Raw genomic sequence first — 14,951 nt, 5'->3', positions numbered from 1 at the left:
TTCGGTTCAATTGTTGGCTTGCCGTAGGCGGCTGGTGCCCAGACTAATCATCTGAGCGCCATTCACGCTACCAGCTGGACTTGGTGATGCCGGGCAACTCGCCGCGGTGTGCGGCCTCGCGGAAGCGCACACGGGAGATGCCGTAGGAGCTCAGGAAGCCCCGGGGACGGCCATCGATGGCATCGCGACCACGCACACGCACGGGCGAGGCGTTGCGGGGCAGCTTCTGCAGGCCCACGCGAGCCTCTTCGCGCTGCTCGTCGGTCGAGTTGGGGTCGATCAGCTGCTTCTTGAGGGCTGCACGCTTCTCGGCGTAACGCGCCACAATCTCTTTGCGCTGCTCGTTGCGCGCAATCTTGCTCTTCTTAGCCATTACTTAGCGCTCCTCGCGAAACTCGACATGCTTGCGGACGACCGGGTCGTACTTCTTGAGCACGATGCGATCAGGGTTGTTGCGGCGGTTCTTCTTGGTCACGTAGGTGTACCCGGTGCCGGCGGTCGAACGCAGCTTGATGATAGGACGGATATCTGACTTCTTGGCCATCAGAGCTTCACCCCGTTCGCGATGAGCTCCTGCACAACGGCATCGATGCCGCGGGAGTCAATTACCTTGATGCCCTTGGCCGAGACGTTCAGCGTCACTTTGCGGCGCAGTGAAGGCACGAAGTAAGTCTTCTTCTGCACGTTGGGATCGAACCGACGCTTGTTGCGCCGGTGTGAGTGTGAAATTGAGTGACCGAAGCCGGGAGTGGCGCCGGTCACCTGGCACACTGCTGCCATGGTTTCCTCCTGTACCGCAGCCACCCTGGCGGGGTGACTGCCCAAGATCTCTTGTCGGCGCACCGTGGGGTTCCGCGGTGCACGATGCAGACGTGGAAGATCTGCAACCTTGTTAGTCTATGGGATCCGCCCGCCTGCGCGCAATGCGAGCGTTCGCTCGCCTGCGCGCCCTGTCGCCCGCGCACGATCTCGACAGGATGCGCTGCATTTCACCCCCATCACTCTCTCAATGGTGAAATCATGCGCGCGCCGTTGAAATCATGCGCGCCCACACCAGCCCCAGCACTCAGCTCAGCGAGCGCAGTCGGGGCACAGCCCGATGATGTCGATCACGTGCGACTCGGCGACGTAGCCATGCTCGGCGGCCGTCTCGCGCGCCCAGCGCTCGACAGGGTCGGCTGAGATCTCGACCGTGGCACCGCATTCGCGGCAGATCAGATGGTGATGGTGATGCGCGGTGTCGCAGGCGCGAAACAGCTGCTGGCCGTCAGGGTCGAGGTGTACATCGGCCTGCCCGTCTTCGGCTAGGCGCGCCAGCGAGCGATAGATCGTCGCGACACTGACTGACGAGCCCTCATCTGCCATGCGGTGAAACAGCTGCTGTGCACTGATGAAGGTACCGACCTCGCCGAGGGCTTCGCGAATCGCGGCCTGCTGCCAGGTGGATCGGCGCTTGGTCTCGGTGTTCATGGCTGCTTCTCCCTACTGCTGTGGCTGGCCGTCAGGCCCGACGGCCTCCATTGTCGCACCTTGTCACAGCAGCCGACACCCCGAATCAGCTGTGTTTGCGTGCCCAATAACGCCGCTCCGTGCGCACCACCCACCGCCCGAGTACCGCCAGCAGCAGCAGCGCGCTGGCCACCAGCACGATCGCGGCACCCGCAGATACGGGCCACGTTGCCGACACCCGCAGCCCAGCCACCCCCGAGATCGCCCCGATCGTGGGCGACAGCCACACCATGCGAGTGACATCGGCACTGATCATCTGTGCGGCCAGTGGCGGGGCTGCAAGGATCGCGATGGCCAGAATTGCCCCCACAGCCGGCATCAGCACCACCACGGTCACCGTGATGATGACGAGCACCACCGCGTCAACGGCCCAAGGCTGGTAGCCCGCCGCTCGATACCCCTGCACGTCGAAACTCGAGAACAGCAGGCGGCGGCGCAGCGCCCACATCACCACAGCCACCACGGCCAGCAGACCGGCCGCGACCGCGACATCCGAGGCATCGACTGACAAAATCGACCCGACCAGAAACGACTGTGCCTTGACCGGCAGCGATGGGTTGAGCCCCTCGAGCACCGTGCCCAGCGCGAATCCGCCGGTGAGCACCACCCCGCTGGCCACCTGCGCACCTTGGTTGGGGATGCGCGCCAGCAGCAGCATGAGCAGCGTCAGCACCACGGCGAACAGGGCGTTGCCCACCAGCACATTCCAGCCGACGAGCACCGCGACGATCGCGCCCGGAAACGTCGCGTGAGTGAGCGCCGTTGCGAAGAACGTGCGCCGTCGCAGCACCACGAGCAGCCCAACAAGGCCGCCGAGCGCACCCACGAGAGCCGCCTCGACATAGGCCAGGCCGAAGTAGCCGAACACTATGCCTCCTCGGGAATATGAGTCACCGCGGCTGCGGGGCGTGGGGCATCGGGGTGAGGTTGGGGCATCCGCCCGGCGCGCCTGCGCCCCAGCACCCACATGGCACCGCGCCAGACCAGCGACAGGGCATAGAGCGCAATGAAGCTGAGCACGACCGTGCCACTCGGCGAGAGGCTGAGATCGCGCCGCATCGAAGCATCGAAGGCCACCGACAGCCCCAGCCACGAGCCGAGCCCCGCGATCACCATGGCACCGAGGGCCATGGGTGCGAGCGTGCGGGTGAGATTGCGCGCGGCCGCGGCCGGCACAATCAGGATGGCCAACACCAGCAGGTTGCCCATCACGCGCGAGCCCGCGACGATCACCAGCGCGATGGCGAGGTTCAGCACGAGATCGGTGGCCAGTGGTCGATAGCCCGCTGCCTGTGCTCCGTCGGGGTCGAAGGCTCGAAACAGCTGCGCGCGGCGGGTGAGCCCCAGCATCACGAGCACGACGACTGCGATGACTGCGGTGTCGCGCACCTGGTCGAGATGCACGCCGAGCAGCTGGCCGAACAGCAGTGACTCGAGCTGTCCGGGGTAGCTGCTGGTCGAGACCACCACCACACCCAGGCTGAACGCGGCGGTGAGCACCACCGCGACCGGGGCATCCGCCGTGCCGAATCGTGTGGCAGCCACCGTGAGCACCACGGCCGCCACAGTGCCGGCGATGGCCGCGCCCAGGGTGATGCCGTCGTTTGAGAAGAACACGGCCCCCACGGCTACGCCGGGAAAGACCGCATGCACCAGGCCGTCAGAGATGAACTCGAGGTCGCGCAGGTTCACCAGCACGCCTACCGCCCCGGCCCCGACCGACAGAGCGAGCAGCACGAGCAGAGCGCGGGCCATGAACCCATATTCTGCGAACGGCATGATCAGCAGGTCGTACATCAGGCCGACCTGGCGCCGCTGTAGGCGAGTTCGAGGTTGGCCATCGTGAGAGTGTCTGCGATGGGGCCGAACGCGATCTGCCGCCCGGCCGCGATGAACACTTGATCGCACACGTCGCGCGCCAGGCTCACGTCGTGCGTCGAGACCACAATGGCCACGCCCTGCCCGCGCAGCTGCCGCAGGGTCGACACCAGCGATTCGCGGCTGGCCTCGTCCAGGCCGTTGAACGGCTCGTCGAGCAGCAGGATGCGCGGGTCGGCCGCCAGCGCCCGCGCCAGCAGCACCCGCTGCCGTTGGCCGCCCGAAAGTTCACCGAAGCGTCGCGAGCCGAGCTGCTCAAGGCCGACCCGGGCCAGCGCGTCTGCGGCGGCGGCGCGGTCGGCTCGGCCCAGCCCGCGCAACCACCCGAGCGGGCGGCGGTCTGCGGCGCGAAACCGCCCCATGGCCACCACTTGGCGCACGGTGATCGGAAACCCCGGGTCGATCTCACTCGACTGCGGCAGATAGCCCACCTGCGGGCGCGCCTCGACGGGTGTGGTGCCGAGCACCTCGACCGAGCCCGAGCTGGCGCGCACCAGCCCCAGAATGCCTTTGAGCAGCGTCGACTTGCCCGAGCCGTTGGGGCCGATCAGCGCCAACGCCTCGCCTGCGGCAAGGCTGCCCTGCACCCCGGTCAGCGCCGGCGCGCGGCCGCCATAAGAGAAGGAGGCGTTGTTGAAGCGCAGGGCGATGGTCGGTTCATCATGGGACACATCTTCCATTATCGCGAACCGCTCGCACCTTGCGCGAGGGGCGTGTCGCTGCCAGGCCTCACAGCCCGGTTGGATCAGTAGCCGTCACTCCCCACGACTGGGCGATCAGCCGCACATTGTGCACGGTCGCCTTAATATAGGTGTCGCCGTCAGAGCCGGCCTCACCCAGCGAGTCGCCATAGAGTGCGTCGTCGCCGCTGTAGAGCTCGACGCCGGCACCGTCGGCGATGCGCTCTGCCAGCGCAGGGTTTATCGACGCCTCGGCGAAGACCGCTTTGACGCCGGTGGCCTTGATGCTGTCGATCAACGTGGTGAGTGCGGCCTCGCTGGGTTCAGCGTTGTCGTCGAGGCTGCCGAGCACCGAATCGTCTTGGGTGATGTCGTAGGCCGCCACGAAGTAACCGAAGGCGTCGTGGGTCGATACGAACAGTCGCTGCGACGGGTCGACGGGTGCGAAGGTGTCGGTGATCCAGGTCTGCAGGGTGTCGAGCTTGGCGATGTAGGCGTCGGCGTTGGCCTGGTACGTGTCGGCGTTGGCCGAGTCGATGGCCGCCAGCCCGTTGGCGATGTTGCGCACCTGAACCTCAGCATTGGCCGGGTCTGTCCAGATGTGCGGATCGTACTCGCCGTGGTCGTGCTCGTCACTCTCGGCCTCTTCGCCCTCGTGCTCGTGCTCGTCTTCGGCTGCGGTGCGCAGCGTCACCCCGGTGCTGGTATCGATCACCCGGTCGGCCGCGGCCGCATCGGTGACCACATGATCGAGGTCGAGACCGTTGACGATCACGGCATCGGCCGAGTCGATGGCCGCAACCTGACTGGCATCGAGCTCGATGTCGTGCGCGCTCTGGTTCGGCTGCACGATCTGTGTGACGGCGACGCCGGTGTCGCCGACCACTTCACGGGTGAAGTCAGCCACCTGCGTGGTTGAGGCCACCACCGAGATCGCGTCGCCGCTCGACGAAGCCGAGCCCCCTTCGTCGAAGGCGGCGCAGCCGACCAGGCTGAGACCGGTGACCGCGGCAAGCGCTGCGGTGCTGAGGGCGCGGAAGAGGGGTACGTGCGACATTGATGGTGACTCTCTAGAGGCTCGCAGAGCGCCCGATGCGCTCTGACTCGTGCCACCACTCAATCACTATTGATTCTCATTGTCAATTAGGGATGCTGACCACGGCCCGCCACTCAACCGGCGGCGATCGGCTGGTAGCGCTGACACCATCCCACCGACCAGGCATCGATGGCTGTCACCTGCGCCCCGGTGTCGGCGTCGTAGATCGTGGTGCTGGTGCGATCGGTGGCCGAGGCGCGCGGATACTCATCGTCGCGCGCATTGGTGGGCGCAGTGGTCACGGCCACCAGCTGCGAGCCGGGCGCAGCGCAAACCGAGACCAGCTGCGTTGCCACCTGGTCGACGGTGGCGAGCTGGCGCGACCCGTCTGCGGTGAGCGCCTGCACCGAGTAGCCGGCGCCGGTGTCGTAGACCGCCGCCCCGCCCCAGTCTGCGGCCGACAGGCGCAGCAGCCTCGCCGACGAGTCAAGGTCTGCCGGCACCGCGGTGACCAGCCGCTGTCGATCACCGCTGCCCACGTCGACCATGCTGAACGCACCCGCGGCATCGGCGACCACGAGCCGGCCGTCAGCGGTGAGGCTCTGCATCTCGGCGAACACCCCGAGCACCAGGTCGGGCTCGGCACCGGTGAGGTCGACGCGCAGCAGGGTGTCGTCGAACTGGCGCAGCACGGCGTAGTGCCCGTCAGCGGTCACGGCCACCTCGTCGCCGAAGCGGGCATCGGTGGCGCTGGTTGTGCTGGCCGCCCCGACCACGAGCGCGGCCTGGTCGCCGGTTGCCGGCACCTGCCAGACGAGCAAGCGCCCGCCCTCGGCCACGCCGTCACCCGCCGCGTTGTCGGTGGCGGTGAACGTGGCAGCCACAGCGCTGCCGCCGATGGCCAGGCCGTCAACCACGCCGACCGACGGCAGCGGCAGCGCCACCTGGCGGCCGGTGGCTGGCTCTACGGCAAGGAGTGTGGCGCTGCCCGCGCTGTCGAGCGTGACCACGGCGAGCCAGCCGTCGGCAGCGGCGAACTGTTGAATGCGCGCGGCGGTGAACACGGCGTGCTCTCGGCCGGCGTCGCTGGCGTCGGTCACGATGGTGTCGTCGGGGCGTGTACCGTGCTGCCCATCGAACGCGCCGCCGCGCACCAACAAGTAGCCGTCTGAGGTGCCGGTGAGCGCCGCCACCACCTGATCACTGGGCAGCACGGTACGGGCCCACGCGCGAGTCTGCACCACCGCGATGGCGGCGACGAGTGCCACGAGCACCGCCGCCACGGCGACGCGCCACGGCCACGGCGAGCGCCGGTTAGCTGAGGTACGGGTCACTGGGCTCCTCGATGCGGTGCAGGTCATCGGGCGCGAACACGATGGCCTGTGTGCTGGTGGTGCTGGCGTTCTCAGCGAACCCGCCGGTGCCCGACACCCAGTCGCCCTCGCTAAAGCGGTCGCGCCAGCCTTCCTCGCGCACGGGAACGCTCACCGGCTGGGCATCGAGAGCGCAGCAGGTGATCACGAAGCGGGTGATCTCGAACATGTCAGGGTCGTCGGCATCGGCCACCACAAACCCGGTGATGGTCGCGGTGTGCCCAGCGAAGTGCGCGATGTCGGTGCGCACGGCGAGCGTGGCCGCCCAGTCGCGCATAGTGAACGAGTCGGTCGCCGCCGCAGTGTCGTCGGCCTGCCCAGCCAGTGCAAGGGCGAGGGCCACGGTGGATGCATCGGTGCCGACCTGCCGCTGCGCCGCGCTGGTTGCCGAAAGGGTTCGCGGTGAGGCGGTGACGAACAGGGCGATGGCTGCGATCGACACAGCGGCGGTCACGGCGCGCCCGACGCGTCGCCGTGACGGGTGACGGCCCCGCGGGGTGTGCTCGTGCTCGTGGTCGTGGTCGTGGTCGGGCAGTGCCACGGCGAGCACGGCCAACGCCAGCGCGATCACGCACATGATCACCGAGAACACCACGTACCGCCGATGGATATAGAGCGCGAGCTGCCCGGTGCCGGCCAGCCAGAGCACGAAGCCGGCACCCGCGACGGCCACGGCCATGCCCTGCCAGTGCCGCCATCCGCGCCCAGACGCATCAGGCTCGGCGAGGTGCGTGTGCCGAGAGTCAACCTCGGCTGGGGCCTCGACCCGGCCCGGGGTCGGCTGGCGGTCAGGGGTCGTTGGTGGGGTGGCATCCGGCGCACCGTCAACGGGCACCCAGGGCACATAGCGCTCAGACAAGGGCATTCACCCCCAGCCCGATCAGCAGAGTCGCCAGCGTGACCACCGTGGTGAGCAGGGCGAGCGCGCGCCCGCTCAGCGTGGTGCGCAGCAGCGCGAGCATCTTCACATCGACAATCGCGCCGAAGATCAAGAAAGCGACGATGCCGCCGGGCAGGGCCACCGAGGCGAAGGCGAGCACAAAGAATGCGTCGACGTTCGAACAGATCGACACGATGAAGGCGAGGGCCATGAGCGCGAGCACGCTCCACAGGGGGTCGCCGCCGAGAGCGATCAGCGTCGAGCGCGGCACGAACACCTGAATGCCGCCGGCGATCGCGGCGCCCATCACGAGGGCGGCCATCATGTCTGCGGTCTCGTGGCGAAAGATACCGCCGCTGGCGCGCAGCCGCCCGATCAACGAGTTCGAGACGCGCTCGGCGCCGGCCACGCGACACTGCGCGGCGAACCCCGGGGCGAGCAGCCGCTCGGGCTGCGGGTGCAGGCTGAACAGCCAGCCCACCAGATTCGCGATCGCGAGTGCCCCGAGCCCGCGGGTCACCAGCACACCGTCGTCGAACCCGAACGCCTGGTAGGTGGTGATGATGGTCACGGGGTTGACCACGGGCGCCGCCACCAGAAACGTGAGCGCGTCGCCCACACCGAGCCCGCGCAGCAGAAACCCGCGGCTGACCGGCACGTTGCCGCACTCGCACACCGGCAGCAGCACGCCCATCAGCGAGATGACCAGGCGGCGCGCGACACCAGAACGCGGCAGCCGCTCGAGCAACAATCCCTGCGGCAGCCAGACGCGCAGCGCAATCGCCACCACAATGCCGAGCACCACAAACGGCAGCGACTCGACCAACACACTCAGCGAGAGGGTGACCCAGTCGCTGAGCGCATCGCTCGCATCGAACCCGCGCATCGGGTCGAGCAGTCGAACCGCGGCGAGCGCGACGACGGCCGACAGCGCGAGTGCAGTGGGCATCCACCGGTGCCCGGCGGGCGATGTGCTGGGGCGCGCACCGGCAGCGGCCGATGGATGCTGCACACTCGTCTGCATCACACACGCCTTCGTTTGGGGCGCGGCTGATCCGCACCTGCGATCCAGACAATCACTAGTGATTCTCAGTGTCAATTAGCGGCGGGGGTGGGTGTCGCGCGCGCATCCTGCCGGCGCATATACACCAAAGGTGCACGTGGCCAGGAAAATACGGTATTGTGGTGTGTCGGGTTGTCTGCCCGAGAAGCTTTGTCATGTTCACCGACCTCGGTGGGCGCCAAGACACCGAGATGAGAGGAGTGACCATGAAGGTTCGTGCATCGCTCAAGTCACTGAAGAACAAGCCCGGCTCGAAGATCGTTCGCCGCCGCGGCCACACCTACGTGATCAACAAGAAGAACCCCCGCTGGAACGGCCGTCAGGGCTGAGCCTCAGGTTCTTTCACAGAACGCCCCGCATGTCTTCGGATGTGCGGGGCGTTTCGCATGTGTCGCTAGTGTAGACATTGCGTCAGATCATCACTCCGCAGAGCTCCCCCAGAAAGCAATGCCCCCCATGTCACAGATTCCACCTCGCATCCGTCGCACAGACCCAGCCGCGCCAACGCCAGCCACTCCACCCGCCGCAACACAGCCGCCTGCCGCACTGCAGCATCCTGCCGACCACATGGCTGCAGCGCAGCCACCAGCGCCCTCGCCGGCAGCAGTCACTCCCACACCGGCCTCCGATGAAATCGCCGCACTGCAGAAGCGGCTGAAAGATGACCCCGCGTTCTTCGCGGGGGTCGCCCGCCGCAAATCGCCGTGGCGCCTGGTGTCGTTGGCAGTGCTGCTCATCGCCTTGATATTCACCGCACGCAATGTGATCTCGGTGGTGCGCTCGCTGAATTTGCCCAGCAACAAAGCCAGCGGCGCCTCGTTCTCGTCACTGTTCTTTGAAACGACGGATGCGAAAACGGGCGAGTTCTCCGCTCTCCTCTGGATCTACTCGTGGGGGGCGCTCATTCTGGCCGGGCTGGCACTGGTCGCTTTGGTCATCGACCTGACCACCGCATCCAGCCGAAGCCGCGGCGATCACGAGGCCTTTCGACAGACCGGATTCGTGGCAGAGGGGCGCGTGCTGCCGGTTCAGGTCACCCGAACCAATGATGAGCCCGCCACTCCGGTGCTGATCGCCGCACCCGGCGTTGACCCGACCGCATTCGCCCAGTGGAGCGCGCACATCGAACAGTCACTGACCGCTTCGCCCGAGGCCCTCAAAGCGTTCTCGAAACAGGCGTTCAAGCTGCTCGCATCGACCACGAAGTTCGGCGACAACGAGAAAGTCGTGAGTGCGCAGGCGCTCGACCCCACTGCACCGCAGGGCGCGCTGCTGAAGATCAGCCGCAGCAAAGCGCTCGAGCGCGGACCGTTGGTGGCCGTGTGGCAGACGAAGAACGGTACCCAGCTGCGCGGCGTGCATCTCGGGCGCTGAGCCGGGGCGCGGCCCGGCTGTTACTCGTCGAGCAGCAGCGCAGGCTCTTCGAGCACCGAGGCCACGTCGGCCGTGAACCGACTCGCCACATCGCCATCGACCACGCGGTGATCGAACGACGCCGACACCGTGGTCACGTAGCGCGGACGCACCTCGCCGTCGACCACCCATGGTTTCTGACGGATGGCCCCCATCGCGACAATGGCGACCTCGCCGGGATTCAAGATGGGGGTTCCGGCATCCATGCCGAACACGCCGATATTGGTGATCGTGATGGTGCCGCCCGACATCTCGGCAGGCTGCGTGCGGCCGGCGCGGGCCGTGGCGGTGAGATCAGCGAGCGCCTGTGCGAGCTCGCGCAGACTCAGCCGCTGAGCCTCTTTGATGTTGGGCACGAGCAGGCCGCGCGGGGTGGCCGCCGCGATGCCCAGGTTCACGTAGTGGTGGATGGTGATCTGCTCTTCGTCGAAGCTCGAGTTCACCTCGGGGCTGCGCTGCGCCGCCCAGATCACCGCGCGCGCCATGATCAGCAGCGGCGAGACCTTCACGTCGGCGAAACGCGGTGACGACTTCAGGCGCTTGACGTACTCCATGGTGTGGGTGGCGTCGACCTCGACGAACACGGTCACATGTGGCGCGGTGAATGCCGACGAGGTCATCGCCTTGGCGATGGAGCGGCGCACGCCGTGCACTTTCACGATCTCTTCACGATCGTCGGCTGCGGTGCCGCCTGATGCCGGCACCACCGGCACGATCTGTTCGCGCTCGGCCGGCCACGCGGGGGTCTCGATGTTGCGGAAGACGCTGGCCTGCTGGGCGTGGTCGATCACGTCTTGGCGGGTGACCTCGCCGGCTGGGCCTGTGCCCGCGACGTCGCTCAGGTGCACGCCGAGATCTTTGGCGAGCTTGCGGATGGGCGGGCGCGCAATCACCGGGATGCCGCCGCGGCGCGGTGGGCGCACGGTGGCCGCGGGGCGGTCTGCACTGCGGGCCCCGGGGGCTTGGGCTGCGTGAGTCTGGGCTGGCGCTTGGGCCGGGAGCTGCTCGGGCCGCTGGCCAGCGGCGTGTGGCTCAGTCTGGGCTGATGCCTGCCGTAATGCCTGGGCCAGGGTGTGGGCGTGGTTCTGAGCAGATGCATCGGAGTCTGCCTGCCCCGGGGCCGAGGCCTCGGCGTGGGCTTGTGTTTGGGCCGCAGCACTGCCAGCTAGTTGAGCCGGGGCTTGGGTCTGGGCCTGAGCCGCCAGACTGCTCGCCTGCCGGTGCGCGCGGCGCGACTTGGGCCGGTCGCTGGCGCCATAGCCCACCAGATTCGGCGGCGTGTCGGCTGGGCCGCTCCGTAGGGGTGAAAAGGTGTTGTGGGGGTGAGCCTGATTCACCCCTACGGTCGATTTGGCAGATTCTTCACCCCTACTGCACGAAGCGGGAGCTGCGGCAGCGGGAGCGGCAGCGGCGGCCGCGGCAGCGGCGGCCGCTTCGGGAGCACCGGCACCAGGAGCACCAGCAGTCTCGACCTCGAGCAGGACATCGCCGAGTTCAACGGTCTCGCCGGGTTCGGCATGCAGCCGCGTCACCACACCCGAAAAGGGAACGGGCAGCTCGACCACAGACTTGGCCGTCTCAATCTCAACGACTGACTGATTGACCTCGACCCGGTCGCCCGGAGCCACCAGCCACGAGACGATCTCGGCCTCGGTCAACCCCTCGCCAACATCGGGCAGGGTGAAGTTCTCGATCATGTCACTGCCTCATCTCTTGTTGCACGTCATCTCTCTCGCACGCAGCTTCAACGCGCGGCGCACGCGGCCATCGGCTGTTTGCAGCCCCGATCCGCATCAGTACCCCAGCACCCGATCGACGGCCTCGAGCACCCGATCGGCGTCGGGCACATACAGGTGCTCGAGCTTGGCGGGCGGAAACGGCACGTCAAAGCCCGTCACCCGCGCCACCGGCGCCTCAAGCGAATAGAACGCCCGCTCGGTGAGCTGCGCGGCGATCTCACTGGCCACCGACACCGACCCCTGGGCCTCGGCCACCACGACGGCGCGGCCGGTGCGCTCCACCGACTCGACCAGCGGGGCATAGTCAATCGGCGAGATCGAGCGCACGTCGATCACCTCGGCGCTCACCCCTTCGCTGGCCGCGATCTCGGCGGCATCGAGCAGCACCGGTAGCATCGACCCGTACCCGATCAGCGTCACGTCGTCGCCCGCACGCACCACGCGCGAACGGTGCAGGTCGGCCACAGCGGCATCGAGCGACACCGGCCCCTTCTGCCAATAGCGACGCTTGGGCTCGAAGAACAGCACTGGGTCGTCGCTGGCCACGGCCTGCTGAATCATCCAGTAGGCGTCGTTGGCGTTCGACGGCGCCACCACGCGCAGCCCGGGGGTGTGCGCGAAATACGCCTCAGGGCTCTCTTGGTGGTGCTCGATGGCCCCAACCCCGCCTCCGTAGGGCACCCGAATGACCACCGGCATCGACATCGTGCCCTCGTGGCGGTTGGTCTGCTTGGCCAGCTGACTAGTGATCTGATCGAACCCGGGAAAGATGAACCCGTCGAACTGAATCTCGACAATCGGCCGATACCCGCGCATGGCCAGCCCGATCGCGGTGCCGACGATGCCAGCCTCAGACAGCGGAGTGTCGTAGACGCGCCGCGGCCCGAACTGCTGCTGCAGCCCGGCCGTAACCGTGAACACACCGCCCAGCCGGGCAACGTCCTCGCCGAACAGCAGAGTGCGATCGTCTGCGGCGAGCGCCGCCTTCAGCCCGGCGTTGATGGCCTTGGCCATCGGCAGCTCGCGCACGCGCGGCTGCGGGTCATTCGAAGTCTGTGCGTCGCTCATCGGGCGCCCTCCTGCGGGTCGGCGAACCCCGCCTCGTAGTCGGCCAGCCACGCCGCCTCAGCCTCGACCAGCGGATGCGGCTCGCTGTACACATGCGCGAACATGCTCGCGGGCTCGGGCTCAGGCAGCTCGCGCACGGCCTGACGCACGCGCGCGGCCTCGTCTGCGGCAGCCTCGTCAACCTTGGCGAAGAAGGCATCGCTCACATCGCGCGCCGTGCGCAGCCACGTGGCGTAGCGCGTGATCGGGTCGCGCAGCGCCCACGCCTGCTCGATCTCTCGGGTGCGGTATTTGGTGGGGTCGTCGGATGTCGTATGCGGCCCGGCGCGAAAGGTCACGGCCTCGATGAACCCAGGCCCGTGACCCGCGCGAGCCTCGTCGAGCTGTGCACGTGTGACTGCGTAGCCGGCGAGCACGTCGTTGCCGTCGATCAGCGTGGAGCGCAGCCCGAACCCGGCGGCGCGAGTGGCGAGCGAGGTCTTCGCCTGCACGCTCACCGGTACCGAGATGGCCCACTGATTGTTCTGGCACAAGAACACTTCAGGCACCTGCAGGCTCTCGGCGAACACGAACGACTCAGAGACGTCGCCCTCGCTGGTGGCGCCGTCGCCGAAGAAGGTGAGCACCGCGGTATCACGAGTCACGTCGCCGGTGCCGACCAGCCCGTCGAGTGCCACACCCTGCGCATACCCGGTGCCGTGCAATGACTGCGTGCCGATTACGAGCGTGTAGAGGTGGAAGTGGGTCGTCTGCCAATCCCATCCACCGTGGCTGTTGCCGCGCAGCATGTTGAGAATGCGCACGAAGTCGACGCCGCGGATGGTGCCGACCACGTGCTCGCGGTATGAGGGCACCACCCAGTCTTGAGGTCGGGTGGCCCTGCCAGCGCCGACCTGCACACCCTCCTGCCCTGCCGAGGGCACCCACAGCGCGAGCTGTCCGGTGCGCTGCAGTGCGGTGGCCTCGGCGTCGAGGCGACGCTGCACGGCCATATCGCGATAGAGCTGTTGCAGCTCGTCGAGGCTCAGCGCATCAACCAGCTCGCGGTACGGGGCATTGACGTCGTTGTCATGCCAAGCACCATCGGGGTCGATGAACTGCACTCCGACACGGGCGTCGAATGGCTCGAGAGGTGTGGTCATACCTCCAATTTAGGAGGCGGTTTCGGCGCTTTCTGACAAACCACGCACAATTTCAGCCGTGGCAGTTAGGAGGGGTTCTATAGATTCGCGCTCACCCACAGTGACGCGGATGCCCTCGGGGAACACGCGGGCGATGATGCCCTGCGCTTCGAGCACGTCGGCGGCCCACTCGGTGCGCGCACCGATCGGCAGCCACACGAAGTTGCCCTGCGAGTCGGGCAGCGCCCATCCCTGGTCGGTGAGCCCTGCCTCGATCTGGTGACGGCGGGCAACGATCTCGTCGATCTGATCGGTGAGGTCTTCGCGGGCATCGAGCGCAGCCTTGGCAGCCTCGATGGCGATCGAGCTGAGCTCGAAGGGCAGCCCGCTGGCGCGCACCGCGGCGATAACCTCGGGGTGCCCGACGGCATAGCCGACGCGCAGGCCCGCGAGCCCGTAGGCCTTCGACAGGGTGCGCAGCGTCACCACGTTGGGGTGGTCGGCGATGATGGCGAGCCCGTTGACGGCCTCGTCATCTCGTACGAACTCGACGTACGCCTCGTCGATCACGATGAGCACGTCGCGGGGTGCCGAGGCCACGAATCGCTCGACGTCGTCATGCCCGAGGGTGAGCCCGGTGGGGTTGTTAGGGCTGCACAGCAGCACCGCGCGGGTGCGATCGGTGATGGCCGCGAGCATCGCGTCGAGATCGTGTACCCCCTCAGCGGTGAGCGGCACCTGCACCGCGGTGGCACCGGTGAGCGTGACCACCGACGGGTAGCCCTCGAACGAGCGCCAGGCGTAGACGATCTCGTCGCCGGCGCCGGCCACAGCGGTGACCAGCTGGTGCAGCACCGCGATCGAACCTGGGCCCACGGCGATCTGCTCATCGGCAACGTGATTGAGCCGGGCGAGCCGGGCGACGAGGCCTGCCGCCGATGCATCAGGGTAGCGGTTGACCTCCTGCGCGGCCCCCTCGATGGCAGCGACCACCGAGGGCAGCGGTGGAAACGGGTTCTCATTGGAGGAGAGTTTGAAGCCCCCCTCGGGAGCGGGCCGCCCCTGCCGATATGCGGCTGCGGAGACGATCTCGGGACGGAATCTGACAGTGGCCGACGCGCTGGGCGCCTGTTTTCGCGGGTCATCCATCTTGCCAGTCTATTCCCGTCTGCTTTGTTGTGCGACAATCAT

At 67.4% G+C, this 14,951-nt stretch carries 17 protein-coding genes; 2 read left to right on the top strand and 15 right to left on the bottom strand.

Features of this window, described 5'->3' with window-relative positions; all coding sequences use genetic code 11:
• Positions 1-67 precede the first annotated feature (67 nt).
• From rpsN to G557_RS0109080, 11 genes are all read right to left on the bottom strand, one after another.
• Positions 68-373: a 30S ribosomal protein S14 gene (gene rpsN / locus G557_RS0109130; RefSeq protein WP_028245793.1), complete on the bottom strand. Its 306-nt coding sequence runs from the start codon at positions 371-373 to the stop codon at positions 68-70.
• A gap of 3 nt (positions 374-376) precedes the next feature.
• On the bottom strand, positions 377-544 hold the full coding sequence (gene rpmG, locus G557_RS0109125) for a 50S ribosomal protein L33 (protein ID WP_028245792.1): 168 nt from the start codon (positions 542-544) through the stop codon (positions 377-379).
• Positions 544-780, bottom strand: a complete 237-nt coding sequence (gene rpmB, locus G557_RS0109120) for a 50S ribosomal protein L28 (RefSeq protein ID WP_028245791.1) — start codon at positions 778-780, stop codon at positions 544-546. The genes rpmG and rpmB overlap by 1 nt, the downstream gene beginning before the upstream one ends.
• Positions 781-1,071: 291 nt before the next feature.
• A complete protein-coding gene (locus G557_RS0109115) occupies positions 1,072-1,470 on the bottom strand; it encodes a Fur family transcriptional regulator (protein ID WP_028245790.1) in 399 nt (132 codons plus the stop codon).
• 85 nt (positions 1,471-1,555) lie between these two features.
• Positions 1,556-2,377, bottom strand: coding sequence for a metal ABC transporter permease (locus tag G557_RS12775; RefSeq protein ID WP_051224954.1), 822 nt, complete (start codon positions 2,375-2,377; stop codon positions 1,556-1,558).
• The gene (locus tag G557_RS12770; RefSeq protein WP_051224953.1) at positions 2,377-3,306 is read right to left on the bottom strand and encodes a metal ABC transporter permease; all 930 of its coding nucleotides are present in this window, start codon (positions 3,304-3,306) and stop codon (positions 2,377-2,379) included. Before G557_RS12770 ends, G557_RS12775 begins: the two co-directional genes overlap by 1 nt.
• Positions 3,306-4,058: a metal ABC transporter ATP-binding protein gene (locus G557_RS0109100; RefSeq protein WP_211220543.1), complete on the bottom strand. Its 753-nt coding sequence runs from the start codon at positions 4,056-4,058 to the stop codon at positions 3,306-3,308. Before G557_RS0109100 ends, G557_RS12770 begins: the two co-directional genes overlap by 1 nt.
• Before the next feature lie 58 nt (positions 4,059-4,116).
• Positions 4,117-5,124 carry a metal ABC transporter substrate-binding protein gene (locus G557_RS12765; RefSeq protein WP_036962017.1) on the bottom strand — a complete coding sequence of 336 codons (1,008 nt, stop codon included), beginning with the start codon at positions 5,122-5,124 and terminating at the stop codon, positions 4,117-4,119.
• Positions 5,125-5,237: 113 nt separating this feature from the next.
• Positions 5,238-6,437 carry a hypothetical protein gene (locus G557_RS0109090; RefSeq protein WP_028245788.1) on the bottom strand — a complete coding sequence of 400 codons (1,200 nt, stop codon included), beginning with the start codon at positions 6,435-6,437 and terminating at the stop codon, positions 5,238-5,240.
• Entirely contained in the window at positions 6,418-7,341 is a 924-nt protein-coding gene (locus G557_RS0109085) for a TIGR03943 family putative permease subunit (RefSeq protein ID WP_084627111.1), read from the bottom strand. The genes G557_RS0109090 and G557_RS0109085 overlap by 20 nt, the downstream gene beginning before the upstream one ends.
• On the bottom strand, positions 7,328-8,380 hold the full coding sequence (locus G557_RS0109080) for a permease (protein WP_028245786.1): 1,053 nt from the start codon (positions 8,378-8,380) through the stop codon (positions 7,328-7,330). Before G557_RS0109080 ends, G557_RS0109085 begins: the two co-directional genes overlap by 14 nt.
• A 245-nt stretch (positions 8,381-8,625) precedes the next feature.
• On the opposite strand from G557_RS0109080, the gene ykgO reads away from it, so the two are divergent.
• A complete protein-coding gene (ykgO, locus tag G557_RS0109075) occupies positions 8,626-8,748 on the top strand; it encodes a type B 50S ribosomal protein L36 (RefSeq protein ID WP_028245785.1) in 123 nt (40 codons plus the stop codon).
• A gap of 127 nt (positions 8,749-8,875) precedes the next feature.
• Positions 8,876-9,793 carry a hypothetical protein gene (locus G557_RS0109070; RefSeq protein WP_028245784.1) on the top strand — a complete coding sequence of 306 codons (918 nt, stop codon included), beginning with the start codon at positions 8,876-8,878 and terminating at the stop codon, positions 9,791-9,793.
• Between the two features lie 20 nt (positions 9,794-9,813).
• On the opposite strand, the gene G557_RS0109065 is transcribed toward G557_RS0109070, so the two are convergent.
• The 4 genes from G557_RS0109065 to hisC form a co-directional block, all read right to left on the bottom strand.
• The gene (locus G557_RS0109065; RefSeq protein ID WP_028245783.1) at positions 9,814-11,529 is read right to left on the bottom strand and encodes a dihydrolipoamide acetyltransferase family protein; all 1,716 of its coding nucleotides are present in this window, start codon (positions 11,527-11,529) and stop codon (positions 9,814-9,816) included.
• Between the two features lie 96 nt (positions 11,530-11,625).
• On the bottom strand, positions 11,626-12,639 hold the full coding sequence (locus G557_RS0109060; protein WP_028245782.1) for an alpha-ketoacid dehydrogenase subunit beta: 1,014 nt from the start codon (positions 12,637-12,639) through the stop codon (positions 11,626-11,628).
• Positions 12,636-13,781, bottom strand: a complete 1,146-nt coding sequence (locus G557_RS0109055) for a thiamine pyrophosphate-dependent enzyme (protein WP_028245781.1) — start codon at positions 13,779-13,781, stop codon at positions 12,636-12,638. The genes G557_RS0109060 and G557_RS0109055 overlap by 4 nt, the downstream gene beginning before the upstream one ends.
• Positions 13,782-13,790: 9 nt before the next feature.
• Positions 13,791-14,909 carry a histidinol-phosphate transaminase gene (gene hisC / locus G557_RS0109050; protein ID WP_051224951.1) on the bottom strand — a complete coding sequence of 373 codons (1,119 nt, stop codon included), beginning with the start codon at positions 14,907-14,909 and terminating at the stop codon, positions 13,791-13,793.
• Between the last annotated feature and the right edge of the window lie 42 nt (positions 14,910-14,951).

It is taken from the genome of Pseudoclavibacter soli DSM 23366 (genome assembly GCF_000423505.1).
GTDB classification, from domain to species: domain Bacteria; phylum Actinomycetota; class Actinomycetes; order Actinomycetales; family Microbacteriaceae; genus Pseudoclavibacter_A; species Pseudoclavibacter_A soli.
The sequence above is the reverse complement of the archived record's forward strand: the minus strand, read 5'-3'. Positions and strand labels throughout refer to the sequence as shown.

Excerpts from the sequence above, each read along its gene's own strand:
- rpsN (WP_028245793.1), bottom strand. The coding sequence starts at position 373 with ATGGCTAAGAAGAGCAAGATTGCGCGCAACGAGCAGCGCAAAGAGATT.
- rpmG (WP_028245792.1), bottom strand. The coding sequence starts at position 544 with ATGGCCAAGAAGTCAGATATCCGTCCTATCATCAAGCTGCGTTCGACC.
- rpmB (WP_028245791.1), bottom strand. The coding sequence starts at position 780 with ATGGCAGCAGTGTGCCAGGTGACCGGCGCCACTCCCGGCTTCGGTCAC.
- G557_RS0109115 (WP_028245790.1), bottom strand. The coding sequence starts at position 1,470 with ATGAACACCGAGACCAAGCGCCGATCCACCTGGCAGCAGGCCGCGATT.
- G557_RS12770 (WP_051224953.1), bottom strand. The coding sequence starts at position 3,306 with ATGTACGACCTGCTGATCATGCCGTTCGCAGAATATGGGTTCATGGCC.
- G557_RS12765 (WP_036962017.1), bottom strand. The coding sequence starts at position 5,124 with ATGTCGCACGTACCCCTCTTCCGCGCCCTCAGCACCGCAGCGCTTGCC.
- G557_RS0109085 (WP_084627111.1), bottom strand. The coding sequence starts at position 7,341 with ATGCCCTTGTCTGAGCGCTATGTGCCCTGGGTGCCCGTTGACGGTGCG.
- G557_RS0109080 (WP_028245786.1), bottom strand. The coding sequence starts at position 8,380 with ATGCAGACGAGTGTGCAGCATCCATCGGCCGCTGCCGGTGCGCGCCCC.
- ykgO (WP_028245785.1), top strand. The coding sequence starts at position 8,626 with ATGAAGGTTCGTGCATCGCTCAAGTCACTGAAGAACAAGCCCGGCTCG.
- G557_RS0109070 (WP_028245784.1), top strand. The coding sequence starts at position 8,876 with ATGTCACAGATTCCACCTCGCATCCGTCGCACAGACCCAGCCGCGCCA.
- G557_RS0109065 (WP_028245783.1), bottom strand. The coding sequence starts at position 11,529 with ATGATCGAGAACTTCACCCTGCCCGATGTTGGCGAGGGGTTGACCGAG.
- G557_RS0109060 (WP_028245782.1), bottom strand. The coding sequence starts at position 12,639 with ATGAGCGACGCACAGACTTCGAATGACCCGCAGCCGCGCGTGCGCGAG.
- G557_RS0109055 (WP_028245781.1), bottom strand. The coding sequence starts at position 13,781 with ATGACCACACCTCTCGAGCCATTCGACGCCCGTGTCGGAGTGCAGTTC.
- hisC (WP_051224951.1), bottom strand. The coding sequence starts at position 14,909 with ATGGATGACCCGCGAAAACAGGCGCCCAGCGCGTCGGCCACTGTCAGA.